This window comes from Bradyrhizobium nanningense (genome assembly GCF_004114535.1).
Classification (GTDB): domain Bacteria; phylum Pseudomonadota; class Alphaproteobacteria; order Rhizobiales; family Xanthobacteraceae; genus Bradyrhizobium; species Bradyrhizobium nanningense.
Map to the genome: position 1 here is coordinate 238,134 of NZ_LBJC01000082.1, position 15,872 is coordinate 254,005.

Genomic DNA, 15,872 nt, shown 5'->3' on the forward strand with positions numbered 1-15,872 from the left:
CTTGGGCAATCCAGATCCTGGCACCTCTAGCGATGTTGCAGCCTCGTCACACAGTGGTGCGATCCATGCCATGCGGCAATCCGCGCCAGTTGCTATTGCGAATTAATCGCAATAATCTTCGCAATGGAATCGGGAACTTGGGAAGAAACTGCATCGGAATGAGATCATCTCGCCGATTGCGTAGACAACCAGAGACCTGATGACAGGATCGCTGTGAATCGGCAGGGATGTCGGCTGCGGCGAATGGGATAGATTCGCGTTTGGGGGCGTGCGTTTTGACGTTGAGGGGTCATCGTTACAGGTACTTGCGGACGGCCGCGGCAATCGCCTCGGCTGCGCTGGCTTTTCCCGCAATGGGCCGCGCGGCCGATCTGCCGCTGAAAGCGCCGGCGCTGAAGGCGGTCTACGACTGGACCGGCCTCTATATCGGCGCGCATGTCGGCGTCACCCGCGGCACGTCCTCGGCGACGCTGACCGATCCCACATTCGCAACCGACGACAACGTCTTCACCGGCGCGACCGGCGGCGTCCAGGCCGGCTACAATTGGCGCCTCAATTCGGGCCTGCTGCTCGGCGTCGAAGGCGACATCTCCTTTCCGAACTATCTGCCCTCCAATCACGTCGTGTCATCGGCGGCGACCGCGCTGTCGTTCGCGGAGGAACGCTGGGACTATGTCGCGAGCCTGCGCGCGCGGCTCGGCTACACCAACGGCAATTGGCTGTTCTACGCCACCGGCGGCGCGGCCTTCACCGGCGAGCGCTTCCTCTCGACCCCGAACGGCGGCGTTGAAGAAAAGGTGCTGCACACGAGGTTTGGCTGGACCGCCGGTGGCGGCGTCGAATACGGCTTCGCGCCGCATTGGAGCGCGCGGCTCGAATATCTCTACAGCAAGTTCGAGAACGCCAACGTCACCTTCTCCTCAGGCGCGCAATATTCGTCGTCGATGGATCTTCACAGCCTGCGGATCGGCCTCAATCGCAAGATCGACTGGCCGGGCCTGCCGACCTATAACCCGACGTCGGATGTCACCGACACCGAGTCGAATCGTTGGGAGATTCACGGCCAGTCGACCGCGCTGGGACAGGGCTACCCCGCGTTCCGCGCGCCCTATACCGGACCGAACAGCCTGCTCCCGTCGCCCGATTTTCAGCAGACCTGGAGCAATTCGCTCTATCTCAATGCGCGGCTGTGGGACGGCGGTGAGGTCTATTTCAATCCCGAGCTGCTGCAAGGTTTCGGTTTCAATAACACGACGGGCGCCGCCGGCTTCCCCAACGGCGAAGCGCAGAAGTCCGGCTTTCCCTATCCGCATTTCAATGCCTCGCGGCTGTTCGTGCGCCACACCTTCGGCTTCGGCGGCGAGCAGGAGGAGCTTGCCAGCGGCCAGCTTCAGCTCGCCGGCAAGGCCGACGTCTCGCGCCTGACCTTGCAGGTCGGCAAGTTCTCCGTGGTCGACGTGTTCGACGGCAATTCCTATGCGCATGATCCGCGCAAGGACTTCATGAACTGGTCGATCTGGGCCTCCGGCGCCTTCGACTACGCCGCAGACAAGCTCGGTCTCGGCTACGGCGCCACGGCCGAATTGAATCAGAAGCAATGGGCGCTGCGCGCGGGTTATTTCCTGATCGGTGCGGAGTCGAACTCCAGCAATTTCGACATGAACGTCGGGCGGCGCGGCGAATATGTCATGGAGCTCGAGACGCGATATTCGCTGTTCGGCCTGCCTGGCAAGCTGCGCACACTCGGCTTTGTCAACAGCGCCTTTGCGGGTAGCTACCGTGAAACGCTGGATAATCCCGCGTTCGGGGTGGACATCAGCCAGACCCGCCGCGGCCGCATCAAATACGGCTACGCGTTCAACCTCGAGCAGGCCATCACCGACGAGATCGGCGTGTTCGGCCGCTGGAGCTGGAACGACGGGCGCAACGAGATCATGGCCTTCACCGACATCGACCGCAGCCTGTCCGGCGGCGTCTCGGTGAAGGGAACGACGTGGGGCCGGCCCGACGATGTCGTCGCGCTTGCCGGCGCCGTCAATGCGCTGTCGCAAGACCATCGCGACTTCATCGCCGCCGGCGGTCTCGGTCCGCTGATCGGCGACGGCCGGCTCAACTACCGCCGCGAACGCGTGCTGGAGACCTACTACGCCTATGCGCTGAACAAGGCGCTGACCTTCACCGCCGACTATCAGCTCATCGTCAACCCCGCCTACAACGCCGACCGCGGACCGGTGTCGGTGTTTTCGGGGCGCCTGCACGGCGAGTTCTAGACACGCTCGATCCGCTTGCGACCGGGCTGTAAGGCTTCTTGGCTGCAGGATGCGCGCGCCTCGTCCTTCGAGACGCCCGCTTCGCGGGCCCGTGTATTCCGCCCTCATCCTGAGGGCCCGCCATTGGCGGGCATCTCGAAGGATGCGCTGCGAGAAAGCCGCTCCTGACGTAATTGCGTCAGCGGGGAAATCCGCCCCTCTACGCCGCGCGGATCGCGTCCAGAAACTTCCCGACCTCTGTCTTGAGGCGCGTGCTCTCGCCGGACAGCGACCTCGCGGACGTGAGCACGTTGGCGGAGGCCGAGCCGGTCTGGCTTGCGCCGCGCTGCACGTCGACGATGCTGGCGGAGACCTGCTGGGTGCCACGTGCTGCCTGCTGCACGTTGCGGGAAATCTCCCGCGTCGCCGCGCCTTGCTCCTCGACCGCCGAGGCGATCGCTGACGCGATCTCCGACATGCGGGTGATGGTGTCGCCGATCGCCTTGATGGCGCCGACGGACTCCTCCGTCGCGGTCTGGATTCCCGAGATCTGCTGGCTGATCTCGCCGGTGGCCTTGGCGGTCTGCTCGGCGAGCGCCTTGACCTCGGAGGCAACGACGGCGAAGCCGCGCCCGGCCTCGCCGGCGCGCGCCGCCTCGATGGTGGCGTTGAGGGCGAGAAGGTTGGTCTGGCCCGCGATCTGGCTGATGAGCTCGACGACGTCCCCGATTCGCCCGGCAGCCCTGGCGAGCTCACCGACATGGTCGTTGGTGCGCCCCGCCTGCTGCACCGCCTCGCCGGCGATGCGCGCAGAGTCCTGGACCTGCCGGCTGATCTCGTCGACCGACGAGGCCATCTCCTCGGCCGCCGCGGCAACGGTCTGCACGTTGGTGGAGGCCTGTTCGGAGGCGGCCGCGACGGTTGCGGTGACCTTCTCGGATTGATCGGCAGTGCTCGTCAGCGTACCCGCGGACACTTCCAGCTGGGACGACGCCGACGACACCGTGTTGATTACGTCACCGATCATGGCTTCGAACTCGCGCGCGATCTGGTCCATGCGCTGGCTGCGCCGGAGCTTCGCCTCGGCCTCGACCGCGGCCGCCTCGTCGGCAGCCTTCTTGGCGAGCAGAGAATCCTTGAAGTGCTGCAGCGAGGCCGCCACCTGGCCGATCTCGTCAGTGCGGCCGGTCGCGGGAATCTCGACTTCGTGCTGTCCGGCAGCGAGCTTGCCGATCACGTCCGCGATCCGGCCAAGCGGTGTCACCACACGGCTGCGCAGCATCGTGGTCACCGCACCGAGCGTTCCGAGCAGGGCAAGCACCGCCACGCCCGCCAGCGCAAGCATCGCCAGGGCGCCGTTGCGCGCAGCCGTGGCGCGCTCGGACGCTTCGCCCAGCGCGGCGTCGCGCACGCCATAGAACATCTGGATGGCGGGGACGATGACGTTCGCCAGCTCCTCGGCGTTGACGCCGTATTTGCCGTCGCTCCTAGCGGCAGGCATCTCCTTGTCCACGACCGGCGCTGCTTTTCCAAAATAGGATTCCGTCGCCGCCTTCAGCGCGGCGGCGATCCGCGGCGGATTGCCGAGCTGCTGCATGCCGGCTTCGATGCGCTCGCGATCGGCTTCCACGCGGCCCTGCATGCGGTCCATCAGCGAGAATTCGGCCGCCACGAGCGGACGACGCGCGGACAGCGCTGGCGACAGGGTGGCGGCGCGGCTGCCGGCCGAGACGCGCAGATCCTGTGCGGTCCGTGCCAGGCTCAAGAGCGCCGCGAGCGAGGAATCGGCATTGACGACCTGCCCTTCGAGCCGGTTCATGATCGGCTCGATATTGCTGATGATTTCGGCAACGGCGGGCAGGAAGCCCTTGACCACAGCGCTGTCGCGCGCCGCCAAGGGAACGCTCATCGCGCGATCTGCCCCCGTGGTGATGTCCTTGAGTCGTCGGGCGGCACGATCCAGGGTTTCGATCATCGCTGCGCCGTCATCGAGCACCATGATGGCGCGCCGTGCGGCCTCGAATCCGGCATCGGCCGCTTTGGCAGCCTTCCCGGCAGCTTCGCTCTGGGCCTGCGTCGCAACGCCTTCCTGGAAGATCGGGGAGATGTAGGGCGCACGAAGTCCGGCGACGTGCTGGCTGACCGTCAGCATCGCACTGAAGGCATCGACCGTCTTGATCGCGTCGGAACGGTTCGTGAAGATGCGGGTCTGGGGTATCAGCACCTCGGCGCCGAGGATGACTGCGAAAATTGTCACCGTCAGCATCGACAGCGCGAAAAGCTTCCCGATCCGCATCTTGGGGTCCCCCGAATACATTTCTGCAATGTCGAAAACCTAGCTGCCGGCCACTAAGGGGCCGTTAAGCAACGATCCGTAGTTCCGCGGAGTGCCAGATCGTCGCGGACGCCTCGGAAACGTTGTCGCCTCCGGGTTCCCTCCGGCGCCGGATGCGCCGAAATTGACGGCATTTCCTCGCCGAATACCTATATCAAGGCATGTGCCGTTCATCCGGCCACACTCCCTTACCTCGGAACCTCAATGCTCTCGGTCGAACTCGTCATCGTCGTCGTGCTGATCGTCATCAACGGCCTCCTGTCCATGTCCGAGCTGGCCGTGGTCTCGTCGCGTCCGGCGCGGCTGTCGCTGCTCGCCGCCAAGGGCGTGCGCGGCGCCGAGCGGGCACTGACGCTGGCGGCCGATCCCGGCAAATTCCTCTCGACGGTGCAGATCGGCATCACGCTGGTCGGAGTGCTCTCCGGCGCGTTCTCGGGCGCGACGCTCGGACAGCGGCTGACGCAATGGCTGCTCGAGCTCGGCCTGTCCCCCGGCGTTGCCGACATCGTCGGCGTCGGCATCGTCGTCACGCTCATCACCTACGCCACCCTGATCGTCGGCGAGCTGGTGCCGAAACAGGTGGCGCTGCGCGACCCCGAAAGCATCGCGGTGAGGGTCGCGCCGGCCATGCACGTGCTTGCGAAGGTCTCGCTGCCGCTGGTCTTTCTGCTCGATGTCTCCGGCAAGCTGATCCTCACGCTGCTCGGCCGCGGCGGCAAGTCGGAGGAGAAGGTATCCGAGGACGAGATCCATCATCTCGTCAGCGAGGCCGAGAGCGCGGGTGTGCTCGAGCCCGGCGAGAAGGAGATGATCGCGGGCGTGATGCGGCTCGGCGACCGGCCGGTGGGCGCGGTCATGACGCCGCGCACGGAAGTCGACGAGATCGATTTGAACGACGATCCGGCCGCCATCCAGGAGATCATCGCCAAGAGCCCGCACTCGCGTTTTCCTGTCTCGGACGGCGACCGCGACAAGCCGATCGGCGTGCTCCAGGCCAAGGACCTGCTGGTCGCCTATATGAACGAACGCAGCCCCGACCTGCGCGCGCTGGTGCGCGAGGCGCCCGGCATCCCGGCGTCGGCGGACGCGCGCGACGTGCTGACCATTCTGAAGACCGCTCCGGTTCATGTCGGTTTCGTTTACGACGAATACGGTGGCTTCGAGGGCATGGTGACGGCCGCCGACATCCTCGAGTCCATCGTCGGCGCCTTCCATTCGGAAGCGGGACCGCCGGAGCCGGCCTATGTCAGGCGCGCAGACGATTCGTTCCTGATCTCCGGCTGGATGCCGGTCGACGAATTCGGCGAGCTGCTCGGCGTCGAATTGCCGCCGCACCGCTACAACACGGTGGCAGGCCTCGTGCTGCAACAATTCAGCGCGCTGCCCGACACCGGCGACGCCTTCGACTTCGGCGGCTGGCACATCGAGGTGATCGATCTCGACGGCCGGAGGATCGACAAGATCTTGGCGAGCCGGTTGAGTGAGGTCGAGACGGGGTGAATTAAGCGAAAGTGCGAATCCCAACCTCAGCTGTCGTCCCGGACAAGCGCGCCTAAAACGCGCGCCGATCCGGGACCCATACTTCCAGGAAGCGGTTTGGCGAAGGCTCGACGTTCGGTACCGCTATCAACTGCAATCGATAGATCACGCGGTATGGGTCCCGGATCTGCGCTGACGCTTGTCCGGGAGGACAGCGGAGACTGCGGCGCGCTCGCGCCAACTCACCCTCACCCGAATCTCACGCCGATCCGCTTCTCCTTGCGCCAGATCACGGTGCAGGACAGATGGGTTCCGTCGGCCGGAACAAACAGGGTGAAATGCTCGGGAATGCCGACCGGGCTGGTGACGTCGAGCGCTGCGCCGGTGTCGGACAGGTTGCGGACGGTGCAGTCGATCGCGCCGCCGCCGAACTCGATGGTTCCGGCCTTCAGCACGCGATGCCTCGCCTTGTCGCGCCGTTCGTCCATGGGCACAATTTACACCCAAAGTTGAACCAATCGTTAAAGCCCGCTGCGCGCTCGGCATCCCTCCGCGGGCGGCGGCGCGAAGCGCCGCTACAGCGCCGGCTGGAACGTGTCCGCCCGTGCCATCCGCCAGGCGTCACTGAAACGCGGGTCCTCGGTGCCTTCGAGCAGCTCGCCCGGACGCAGCGCCGGATAGAGCTGGGCAAAGGATTGCACCCTCGTCGTCGACGTCCGTTGGCTGAAATGAATCGGGCGCAGTTGCTGCGGATGTTCCAGGCCCGCTGCGGCGATCAGCTCGGTCAGCGAATGCAGCGTCGCGTGGTGATAATTGTGCACGCGGTCGATCTTGAGCGGCACGTAGAGCGCGCGCGCCCGCGTCGGATCCTGGGTCGCCACTCCGGTCGGACAACGGTCGGTGTGGCAACTCAGCGACTGGATGCAACCGAGCGAGAACATGAAGCCGCGCGCCGAGTTGCAATAGTCGGCGCCGATCGCCATCGCCCGCGCCATGTCGAAGGCGGTGGCGATCTTGCCGGAGGCGCCGATCCTGATGCGGTCGCGCGCATTGATTCCGATCAGCGCGTTGTGGACGAAATTGACGCCCTCGCGCATCGGCATGCCCAAATGATCCATGAATTCCAGCGGCGCCGCACCGGTGCCGCCTTCATTGCCGTCGACGACGATGAAATCAGGGTAGATGCCGGTCTCGAGCATCGCCTTGCAGATCGCCAGGAATTCCCAGGGGTGGCCGATGCAGAGCTTGAAGCCGGTCGGCTTGTCACCCGAGAGGCGGCGCATCTCGGCGATGAATTGCATCATGCCGACGGGCGTGGAGAACGCGCGGTGCGAGGCCGGCGAGATGCAGTCCTCGCCCATCGCGACACCGCGGATCTTGGAGATCTCTTCCGAGACTTTTGCCGCCGGCAGCACGCCACCATGGCCGGGCTTGGCACCCTGGCTGACCTTGAGCTCGACCATCTTGATCTGAGCGTCACCAGCGACGCGCGCAAACGCTTCGGGATCGAAGGTGCCGTCGAGATGACGGCAGCCGAAATAGCCGGAGCCGATTTCCCAGATGATGTCGCCGCCCATCTCGCGATGATAGGGGCTGACGCCGCCCTCGCCGGTGTCATGCGCAAAGCCGCCCTTCCTGGCGCCGGCATTGAGCGCCCGCACCGCGTTGGGGCTGAGCGCGCCGAAGCTCATCGCGGAGATGTTGAACACCGAGGCCGAATAGGGCTGCTTGCAATCGGGGCCGCCGATGGTGATGCGGAACTTCTTCTCCGCATGCGCCTTCGGCGAGACCGAGTGATGCATCCACTCATAGCCCTCGCGGTAGACGTCCTCCTGGGTGCCGAACGGGCGCTTGTCGAGCTCCATCTTGGCGCGCTGATAGACCACCGCGCGGGTGTCGCGCGAGAACGGCATGCCGTCTTTCTCGCTCTCGAAGAAATATTGCCGCATCTCGGGGCGTATCTCTTCGAGCAGGAAGCGGATATGCGCCGCGATCGGATAGTTGCGCAGCACCGCGTGGCTCTTCTGCAGGAGATCGCGGACGCCAAGCAGCGTCAGCGCGCCGAAGATCAGGATCGGCACCAGCAGGATGTCGAATATCTTGCGATCGACGATACCGATACCGATCAGAAGCGCGGTGACGACCGCGCAGATCGTCAGCACGATGAAGCGCGGCGAGAATGGCAGCAGCAGGGTTTCAATGATCCCCTCTTCCGCCAGCGGCAGGCGTTTGGGGGATTGCTGTGTCTTGTTGTCGTCGGCCACGATTCCATCCTCTCGCCAGCATGAGGCGGTACGATACGCCCTCGCCTGTCATACGGATATGACGCGGCCCTTGTTTCAGGCTAGCGAATTCGGCCGAGACAAATCAATCAGCCCGATGGGCGGGTTTTGCGGTGCAGCAAGGGAATGGGGAGGGAGGAGACGGCGGGCCGCCGGAATCCTGAATGGGCTGCACGTGAGCCGCACTGCATTCCACAAGCTCAGCTGTCGTCCCGGGCAAGCGTCAGCGCAGACCCGGGACCCATAACCACACGAAGGGATGTCGCGCGAAGCTGGTGGTTACCAGCCTTCGCAAAGCTGCTCCCTGTGGCCATGGGTCCCGGGTCTGCGCGCGCTTTGGGCGCGCTTGTCCGGGACGACAGCTGAGTGGATGACTAGCCGTTCGATACGACGGCCAATAGGCACCTACCGCTCGACGAACGCCTTCTCGATCACGAAATGGCCGGGCCTGTTGCCGCTTCCTTCGACGAAGTCGCGGCCTTCGAACATCACCTTCAGCTCTTCCAGCATCGCCGGGCTGCCGCACATCATGATGCGGTCGGTTGCGATGTCGAGGGGCGACTGCCCGATGTCGTTGAAGATCTGCTGGGAGCTGATGAGGTCGGTGATGCGGCCGCGGTTGCGGAAAGGTTCGCGGGTCACGGTCGGATAGTACACGAGCTTGTCCGCGAGCAGCTCGCCGAACAGCTCGTCCTCGCGCAAGGTCGCGACGAGCTTCTCGCCATAGGCGAGCTCGGAGACCTGGCGGCAGCCGTGCACCAGCACGATGGACTCGAACTGCTCGTAGACCTCGGGGTCCTTGATCAGGCTGGCAAACGGGGCGAGGCCCGTGCCGGTCGAGAGCAGCATCAGCCGCTTGCCGGGAAGGAGGTTATCGGTGATCAGCGTGCCGGTCGCCTTGCGGCCGACCAGGATGGTGTCGCCTTCCTTGATCTTCTGCAGGCGCGAGGTCAGCGGACCGTCCTGAACCTTGATCGAGAAGAACTCGAGCTCTTCCTCGTGGTTGGCGCTCGCCATGCTGTAGGCGCGCAGCAGCGGACGGCCGTCGACTTCGAGGCCGATCATGGCGAACTGGCCGTTCTGGAAGCGGAAGCCGGTGTCGCGCGTGGCGCGGAAGCTGAACAGCGTGTCGGTCCAGTGCTGAACGGAAAGAACCTTCTCTCGGTAAAACGCGCTCATGATTTTCGATATTCCGAATAATTGCGGTTTTCGGGCAAAAGCGTTGCCCGGCCCTGAAAACGGGGCGGACACCATTGCCATGGCGGAGGATTTCGCGTGTGTGATCTACGCCATTGAGACCAATAATCAACCTCGTTTCGGGTGCAATTGATGCCGATCAAACCGGCATTTGCGGCGGAATTGGCTGCATCATTAATGAATCTGCTGCCGGGCCTGCAGGGAGGGCAATTTCTTTTCCCTCCAGGACTGAATTGCAGCACTTAATTTCCGTCGCGCTCGCGAGAATTTCATTAAGAATAGCTCTGATTTTCCGCGCGATTGGCGCCGTTGCCCGCGTTTTTGCGGCTTTCGGCGACGGGAACGACAAGAGAGATGGCAAACGACTCTGCAAGCGGCGAGCGAATCTTCGTTCAGGCAATCAGGCGCTATTGCGCGGAGCACGGCATCGCGGTCGACGTCCGCGCCGGCGGCTGGCTGATCGCGATGCGGCGGGGCAACGAGCGGCGCTTCGCCTTCGGCTACGACATCGGCCTCAACAGCGCGATCGCGCACCGTCTCGCCAACGACAAATCGGCCACCGCAGAGGTGCTGACGCTGGAGCGCGTGCCCTGCATTCCCCATCACCTCTTCCTCAATCCGAAGCTGGGCAGGAACGTCGTCGGCGCCGGCTGGCGAGAGGCCATGGTCGAGCTGCTTGGCGGCAATCCGCAAGGCGTGGTGGTCAAGCCGAACGAGGGAACATCGGGGCGCTCGGTGTTCAAGGTGACGACCGAGGCGGAACTCGATCGCGCCGCCAGCGAGGTTTTCTCGATGAGCGCCGGGCTAGTGATCTCGCCCTATGTCGCAATCGAGGACGAAGTCCGTGTGGTGCTGCTCGATGATAGGCCGCGCGTCGTCTACAGCAAGCAGCGTGGCACGGATTGGCGGCACAATCTCGATGCCGGCGCAAAGCCGGTGTTGTTGGAGGATGGCGACGTTCGCGCGGCCTGCGTGAAGCTCGCCAGCGACGCCGCGAAGACGATCGGCATTGTCTTTGCTTCGATCGACGTGGTGCGCGTGAACGGCGAATGGAAGGTGCTCGAGATCAATTCCGGCGTGATGATGGAGGCGCTGGGCAAGCTGCATCCGGACCTGGTGCAGGCGACGTATGACGCGGCGCTGGACCGGGTGTTTGGGGAAAGCATGAGCGGTGATCTATCCCCGTCACCCTGAGGTGGCCGCTTCTTCAGCGGCCCTCGAAGGGCGACGGCCGGCTGCGGCAGTGCGGCCGTTCATCCTTCGAGGCTTGCTCGGCGGTGCGCCTGCACCGCCGAGCGCGCACCTCAGGATGACGGAGAGAGAGACTCCCGCCTAATTATTCGCGCTCGCGGAATCGTCCATCGCCTTGAACGCCTCTTCCAGCTGCAGCGAGATCGGCACGTTCAAACGTTCGCCGGTCGGAAGCCGTGCGGTGAACCATTTGTTGTAGAGCGGGACGAGGTCGCGATTGGAGCCGAGCTTGCGGAAGGCGCGCTCGACGACGGCGGAGAGCTGCGGCTCGCCCTTCCTGAACATGATGCCGTAGGGATCATAGGACAAATAATCGCCGGTGACACGGAACTTGTCCTGCGCCTTGTGGCGCGCGATCAGACCGAAGAGCAGGATGTCGTCGGTCGCGAACGCATCGGCCTTGCCGTCGGCGAGCATCTGGTAGGATTGCTCGTGATCGGCGCCGACGGCAATGTTCAGCCCCAATGCGAACTTCTTGTCCGCCGCCTGGATCGCCTGCTCGTTGGTGGTGCCCTTGGTCACCACGACGGTCTTGCCCTTCAGATCGATCAGCGACTGGACGGCGGAGGCCTTCGGCACCATCAGCTTGGTGCCGGCGACAAACATCAGCGGCGAGAAGGCGACGCGCTTGCCGCGTTCGGCATTGGCGGTGGTCGAGCCGCATTCGAGGTCGATCTTGCTCTGGAGCACGGCGTCGATGCGGTCGTCCGAGGTGACCTTGACGTAGTCGATTCTGAGATCGGGATCGTCGACCTCGACGCCGATCTCCTCGACGATGGCCTCGCACAGCTCGAGGCTGTAGCCGATCGGGCGGCCCGACTGGTCGAGGAAGGAGAACGGCGGCGAGCTCTCGCGATAACCCAGCCGCACGGCGTGCGCCTTCTTGATGGCGGACAGCGTCGGGCTGAGCCCTTCGCTACCGGTCTGCGCGAGCGCCGAAGCCGCGAACAAAGACGTCGCGGACAAGGCGGCCGCGAGCAACGACGCCGCGAGCAAAAGGCGGCCCGAGGTCAACGACCTCGCCCATATCTGGCCCATGGTTCACTCCTACCCATGGCCGGCCATCGCGGGCACTTCGCCCGGCACCATGTCCTCGGGCACGACGTCGGCGGGTCCGAGCGCGTGCTCGGCCCCGAGCTCGCCTTCCCATTTGGCCACGACCGAGGTCGCCAGCGTGTTGCCGATCACGTTGGTGGCGCTGCGACCCATGTCGAGGAAGGTGTCGATGCCCATGATCATCAGCAGGCCCGCCTCGGGGATGTTGAACTGAGCCAGCGTCGAGGCGATCACGACGAGGGAGGCGCGCGGCACGCCGGCGACGCCCTTGGAGGTGATCATCAGCGTCGCCAGCATCGCGAGCTGGGTACCGAGCGGCATGTCGATATGATAGCTCTGCGCGATGAAGATGCTGGCGAAGGTACAGTACATCATAGTGCCGTCGAGGTTGAAGGAATAGCCGAGCGGCAGCACGAAGCTCGAGATGCGCGACGAGGCGCCGAAGCGATTGAGCCCCTCCAGCGTCTTCGGATAGGCCGCCTCCGAGCTCGCAGTCGAGAACGCGATCATCAGGGGTTCGCGGATCAGCTTCAAGAGATGGCTGTAGCGCGGGCCGATCACGATGAAGCCGACGACGACCAGGAGCGCCCACAGGATCATCAGCGAGAGATAGAAGCCGCCCATGAAGACGACGAGCTTCCAGAGCACGGCGAGGCCGTTCTTGGCGACCGTCGCGGTGATGGCGGCCCACACGGCGAGCGGCGCGAACAGCATCACGTAGCTCGTGACCTTGAGCATGATGTGGCCGACGTCGTCGATCATCGCGAGGATCGGCTTCGAACGTTCGGGCATCGAGCCCATCGCCACCGAGAAGAATACCGCGAAGATCACGATCTGCAGGATCTCATTCTGCGCCATCGCATCCGCGATCGAAGTCGGGATCAGATGGGTGAGGAATTTCTCGATCGAGAAGGCCGACACCGGCAGGCCGGTCGATTGCCCCGCCGCAGGCAGCGTGCCCGGGAAGTTGGCGCCGGGCTGGAGCAGATTGACCATCACGAGCCCGAGCAGCAGCGAGATGAAGGAGGCGCTGACAAACCAGCCCATGGTCTTGGCGAAGATGCGGCCGAGCTTGGCGCCCGAGCCCATATGGGCGATGCCCCCGACCAGGGTCGCGAACACCAGAGGCGCGATGATCATCTTGATCAGGCGCAGGAACATCATGGCGATCAGGTTGATGGCGGAGGCCCACTCGGCGCGCGTGTCGGGCAGGAAGCTGTAGATCGCCGCCCCCATGACGATGCCGAGCACCATCGCCGCCAGAATGTATTGCGTAAACCTGTTGGACATCGTTGACCCCCACGTATACCGGCGCTTCATGATGTCGCAGATATCACAGCGACGCAACACGCTTTGCGTGTGATCGCGTTTGCAGGATGTTCCCGTTGTGAAATGGCACGCCGCGATCTAGCCTTCATGCAGCGCACAACACATGCGGCCTGCACGTTTTGTTTGCGGCAGCTGCATCAATAATCGTCAAGACAATCAAAGAGGGGAAACGCCATGAGCGGCAACACCAATCGCCAAATTCTGCTGGTCGAAAAACCCAGCGGCAAGCTCGGCCTAGAGCACTTCAAGATGATGGACGGCGCAATGCCGGAGCCGAAAGACGGCGAGGCCTTGCTGCGCGTGCGATACATTTCACTCGACGCCGCCAACCGCGCCTGGATGCACGGCGCGACCTATCGCTCCGCAGTCGAGGCCAACAGCGTGATGGCCGGCGGCGCCATTGCCGAGGTCGTCAGCTCGAAGGCCGAGGGCTTAGCTGCCGGCGACATCGTGTTCGGCGACACCGGCTGGCAGGAATTTGCCGCGGTGCCGGCGAAGCATCTCACCAAGATGCCGAAACTCGAACCGATGACGCATCTGCTCAGCGTGTTCGGCATCGCCGGACTCACCGCCTATTTCGGACTGCTCGAGATCGGCAAGCCCAAGGAGGGCGAGACCGTCGTGGTTTCCGCGGCCGCAGGCTCGGTCGGCTCGATCGTCGGACAGATCGCCAAGATCAAAGGATGCCGCGTGATCGGCATCGGCGGCGGCGTTGACAAGTGCAACTGGCTGACCTCCGAGCTCGGCTTCGATGCCGCCGTGGACTACAAGGACGGCGCGGTGTTCAAGGCGCTTCGCGCAGCGGCACCCAAGGGCATCGACGTCTATTTCGACAATGTCGGCGGCGACATTCTCGAAGCCTGTTTGCCGCAGATGAACAATTACGGCCGCATCGCCTGCTGCGGCGCGATCTCGCAATATGACGGCGCGCCCGCAGCGCACGGCCCGCGTGGCGTGCCGGGACTGATCGTGGTGAAGCGGCTCGTCATGCAGGGCTTCATCGTGATGGACTTCATGAAGGAGAGCCAGCGCGCGCTCGCCGATCTCCAGGGCTGGGTCAAATCCGGCAAGCTGAAGGTGCAGGAAGACATCATCGACGGATTGCAGAACACGCCAAAGGCGCTGATCGGATTGCTCGCGGGCGAGAACCGCGGCAAGCGGATGGTCAGGCTCTGACGACTTCCGCACATCGTATCGGCGCCGGCACAATCTGCTTGCGGTAGCGGCCGAAGCGGCCAATGATATCGCTCGCGAGGCATCACTCGCGATGATTGCGATTGCGCGACTTTTGATAAGCGTCGAACAATATCGACAGGGGCAGGAATTCATCCAGATGTTCAACACGTTGAAACAAGTCTCAACGCGCAAGGCGTTGCTGGCGGCGGCACTGTTCGCAACTGCAACAGGCGCGGTCGCGCAGGCGCCGACCGACGCCCAGAAGAGCGCCATCCGGTCCGCGTGCCGCTCGGACTTCATGGCGCACTGCTCGAGCGTGACGCCCGGCGGCACCGAAGCGTTTCAATGTCTGCAGAAGAACATGTCGAGCCTCTCGTCGGGATGCCAGACGGCGGTTCGCGCCATCGCTCCGCCGGCCGCCGCGCCCCCGGCCGCACCGAAGACCGAGGCCGCTCCCGCCGCGCCGAAGACCGAAGCTGCCCCCAAGGAAGCGATGAAGGAAGCGGCCCCCAAAGCGGAGCCGGCGCCAGCACCTGCCGCACCGAAGGCTGAATCCGCTCCTGCTGCGAAGCCGGCCGCCGCACCACCGGCACCGAAAGCTGCTGCTGCGCCGAAGCAGCCGAGCAGCGCGCAACTTGCTGCGATCAAGAGTTCCTGCCGCGGCGATTATCCCAAGGTCTGCGCCAGCGTGCCGCCGGGCGGTGCGCCTGCGCTCGAATGCCTGGAGAAGAACAAGGCAAGGGTCTCGCCAGCCTGCGAGAAGGCGGTGAGCGCCGCGACCGGCGGCGGCGCGGCGGCCACCGCTGCGCCGGCAGGGGGCGCGGCAGCAGCGCCTGCCCCAGCCGCGCCAACCGTGCTCGTGCTGCGCCCCTTGCGGCCGCGCGAACAGTTGTTCGTCGCTCAATCGGCCTGCGGCGCCGACATCCGCACCATCTGCGCCGGCGTCGAGGCCGGCGGCGGCCGCATCATTCAGTGCCTCGCCAGCAATGCCGCGGCGCTGTCACCGGCATGCCGGGATGTGCTGGCGCCATTCGCGGCGCGATAGCTCGCCGCGCGCATCGACAATTGGCGGCGTGTGAGCATGAATCTTCGCGCGCCTGCAGCGACAAATCTTTGCAGATCTCCAATTTCGATCACGACAAGACCGGGAGGACAACATGCGTTCATTGCTGGTCGTTGCTTCTGCGCTCCTCGCCTTCGGAGCGACCATGACCTTTGATGCCACCGACGCCAATGCGGTGGTGTGCGCCCGCGGGGTCTATCGCGCCGGCTGCGCCGGGCCGAACGCCGCCGTCGTGGTCCGCAAGCCGGCACCCGTGGTCCGCTGCACCAGGGTGCTGGTGAACGGGGTCTATGTGAAGCGCTGCGTCTGATGCGCGAATAGCCAAGCCGGCTTGGTTTGGCTATGATTCGGAACTGACGGTTTCGGGCGCGCGCAAAACGTGTGTCCGACGATGAGTTTCGGTGCGCCCGCGTTGGCGGATAATTCTGCTGGCGCTGGACGCCGGAGCACATTAG

The 15,872-nt window shown here is 64.4% G+C and carries 12 protein-coding genes; 6 read left to right on the forward strand and 6 right to left on the reverse strand.

The genetic code is table 11. From position 1 onward, the window contains the following. The first annotated feature begins 353 nt into the window (after positions 1-353). Complete coding sequence (locus XH84_RS39300) at positions 354-2,270, forward strand: carbohydrate porin (protein WP_245472007.1); 1,917 nt, start codon at positions 354-356, stop codon at positions 2,268-2,270. A gap of 199 nt (positions 2,271-2,469) precedes the next feature. On the opposite strand, the gene XH84_RS39305 is transcribed toward XH84_RS39300, so the two are convergent. Then, entirely contained in the window at positions 2,470-4,545 is a 2,076-nt protein-coding gene (locus tag XH84_RS39305) for a methyl-accepting chemotaxis protein (protein WP_128920271.1), read from the reverse strand. Between the two features lie 243 nt (positions 4,546-4,788). Here XH84_RS39305 and XH84_RS39310 point away from each other — a divergent pair, with 243 nt between their 5' ends. Continuing rightward, positions 4,789-6,084, forward strand: a complete 1,296-nt coding sequence (locus XH84_RS39310) for a hemolysin family protein (RefSeq protein ID WP_128920270.1) — start codon at positions 4,789-4,791, stop codon at positions 6,082-6,084. A 227-nt stretch (positions 6,085-6,311) separates the two neighbouring features. On the opposite strand, the gene XH84_RS39315 is transcribed toward XH84_RS39310, so the two are convergent. From XH84_RS39315 to XH84_RS39325, 3 genes are all read right to left on the reverse strand, one after another. Then, complete coding sequence (locus XH84_RS39315; RefSeq protein WP_128920269.1) at positions 6,312-6,551, reverse strand: PilZ domain-containing protein; 240 nt, start codon at positions 6,549-6,551, stop codon at positions 6,312-6,314. 87 nt (positions 6,552-6,638) lie between these two features. Then, positions 6,639-8,327, reverse strand: coding sequence for an FMN-binding glutamate synthase family protein (locus tag XH84_RS39320; RefSeq protein ID WP_206734145.1), 1,689 nt, complete (start codon positions 8,325-8,327; stop codon positions 6,639-6,641). A 423-nt stretch (positions 8,328-8,750) separates the two neighbouring features. Then, positions 8,751-9,524: a ferredoxin--NADP reductase gene (locus XH84_RS39325; protein ID WP_128920268.1), complete on the reverse strand. Its 774-nt coding sequence runs from the start codon at positions 9,522-9,524 to the stop codon at positions 8,751-8,753. A gap of 372 nt (positions 9,525-9,896) precedes the next feature. Between XH84_RS39325 and XH84_RS39330 the strand changes: the two genes are divergently transcribed. Then, positions 9,897-10,736 (forward strand): ATP-grasp domain-containing protein, encoded by an 840-nt coding sequence (locus XH84_RS39330; RefSeq protein WP_128920267.1) that lies wholly within the window; start codon positions 9,897-9,899, stop codon positions 10,734-10,736. 138 nt (positions 10,737-10,874) lie between these two features. On the opposite strand, the gene XH84_RS39335 is transcribed toward XH84_RS39330, so the two are convergent. After that, entirely contained in the window at positions 10,875-11,831 is a 957-nt protein-coding gene (locus XH84_RS39335; RefSeq protein ID WP_128920266.1) for an amino acid ABC transporter substrate-binding protein, read from the reverse strand. A gap of 9 nt (positions 11,832-11,840) precedes the next feature. Continuing rightward, positions 11,841-13,139 carry a dicarboxylate/amino acid:cation symporter gene (locus XH84_RS39340; protein ID WP_128920265.1) on the reverse strand — a complete coding sequence of 433 codons (1,299 nt, stop codon included), beginning with the start codon at positions 13,137-13,139 and terminating at the stop codon, positions 11,841-11,843. 213 nt (positions 13,140-13,352) lie between these two features. Here XH84_RS39340 and XH84_RS39345 point away from each other — a divergent pair, with 213 nt between their 5' ends. From XH84_RS39345 to XH84_RS39355, 3 genes are all read left to right on the forward strand, one after another. Then, complete coding sequence (locus tag XH84_RS39345; RefSeq protein WP_128920264.1) at positions 13,353-14,354, forward strand: NADP-dependent oxidoreductase; 1,002 nt, start codon at positions 13,353-13,355, stop codon at positions 14,352-14,354. Positions 14,355-14,511: 157 nt separating this feature from the next. Next, positions 14,512-15,399, forward strand: a complete 888-nt coding sequence (locus XH84_RS39350) for a cysteine rich repeat-containing protein (RefSeq protein ID WP_128948691.1) — start codon at positions 14,512-14,514, stop codon at positions 15,397-15,399. Positions 15,400-15,511: 112 nt separating this feature from the next. Next, positions 15,512-15,727 carry a hypothetical protein gene (locus XH84_RS39355; RefSeq protein ID WP_128917842.1) on the forward strand — a complete coding sequence of 72 codons (216 nt, stop codon included), beginning with the start codon at positions 15,512-15,514 and terminating at the stop codon, positions 15,725-15,727. The last annotated feature ends 145 nt before the right edge of the window (positions 15,728-15,872 follow it).

What these genes read in the sequence shown, in the direction of transcription:
- XH84_RS39315 (WP_128920269.1), bottom strand. Translation starts at nt 6,551, where the DNA reads ATGGACGAACGGCGCGACAAGGCGAGGCATCGCGTGCTGAAGGCCGGA.
- XH84_RS39305 (WP_128920271.1), bottom strand. Translation starts at nt 4,545, where the DNA reads ATGCGGATCGGGAAGCTTTTCGCGCTGTCGATGCTGACGGTGACAATT.
- XH84_RS39345 (WP_128920264.1), top strand. Translation starts at nt 13,353, where the DNA reads ATGAGCGGCAACACCAATCGCCAAATTCTGCTGGTCGAAAAACCCAGC.
- XH84_RS39355 (WP_128917842.1), top strand. Translation starts at nt 15,512, where the DNA reads ATGCGTTCATTGCTGGTCGTTGCTTCTGCGCTCCTCGCCTTCGGAGCG.
- XH84_RS39340 (WP_128920265.1), bottom strand. Translation starts at nt 13,139, where the DNA reads ATGTCCAACAGGTTTACGCAATACATTCTGGCGGCGATGGTGCTCGGC.
- XH84_RS39330 (WP_128920267.1), top strand. Translation starts at nt 9,897, where the DNA reads ATGGCAAACGACTCTGCAAGCGGCGAGCGAATCTTCGTTCAGGCAATC.
- XH84_RS39325 (WP_128920268.1), bottom strand. Translation starts at nt 9,524, where the DNA reads ATGAGCGCGTTTTACCGAGAGAAGGTTCTTTCCGTTCAGCACTGGACC.
- XH84_RS39300 (WP_245472007.1), top strand. Translation starts at nt 354, where the DNA reads ATGGGCCGCGCGGCCGATCTGCCGCTGAAAGCGCCGGCGCTGAAGGCG.
- XH84_RS39335 (WP_128920266.1), bottom strand. Translation starts at nt 11,831, where the DNA reads ATGGGCCAGATATGGGCGAGGTCGTTGACCTCGGGCCGCCTTTTGCTC.
- XH84_RS39310 (WP_128920270.1), top strand. Translation starts at nt 4,789, where the DNA reads ATGCTCTCGGTCGAACTCGTCATCGTCGTCGTGCTGATCGTCATCAAC.
- XH84_RS39350 (WP_128948691.1), top strand. Translation starts at nt 14,512, where the DNA reads ATGTTCAACACGTTGAAACAAGTCTCAACGCGCAAGGCGTTGCTGGCG.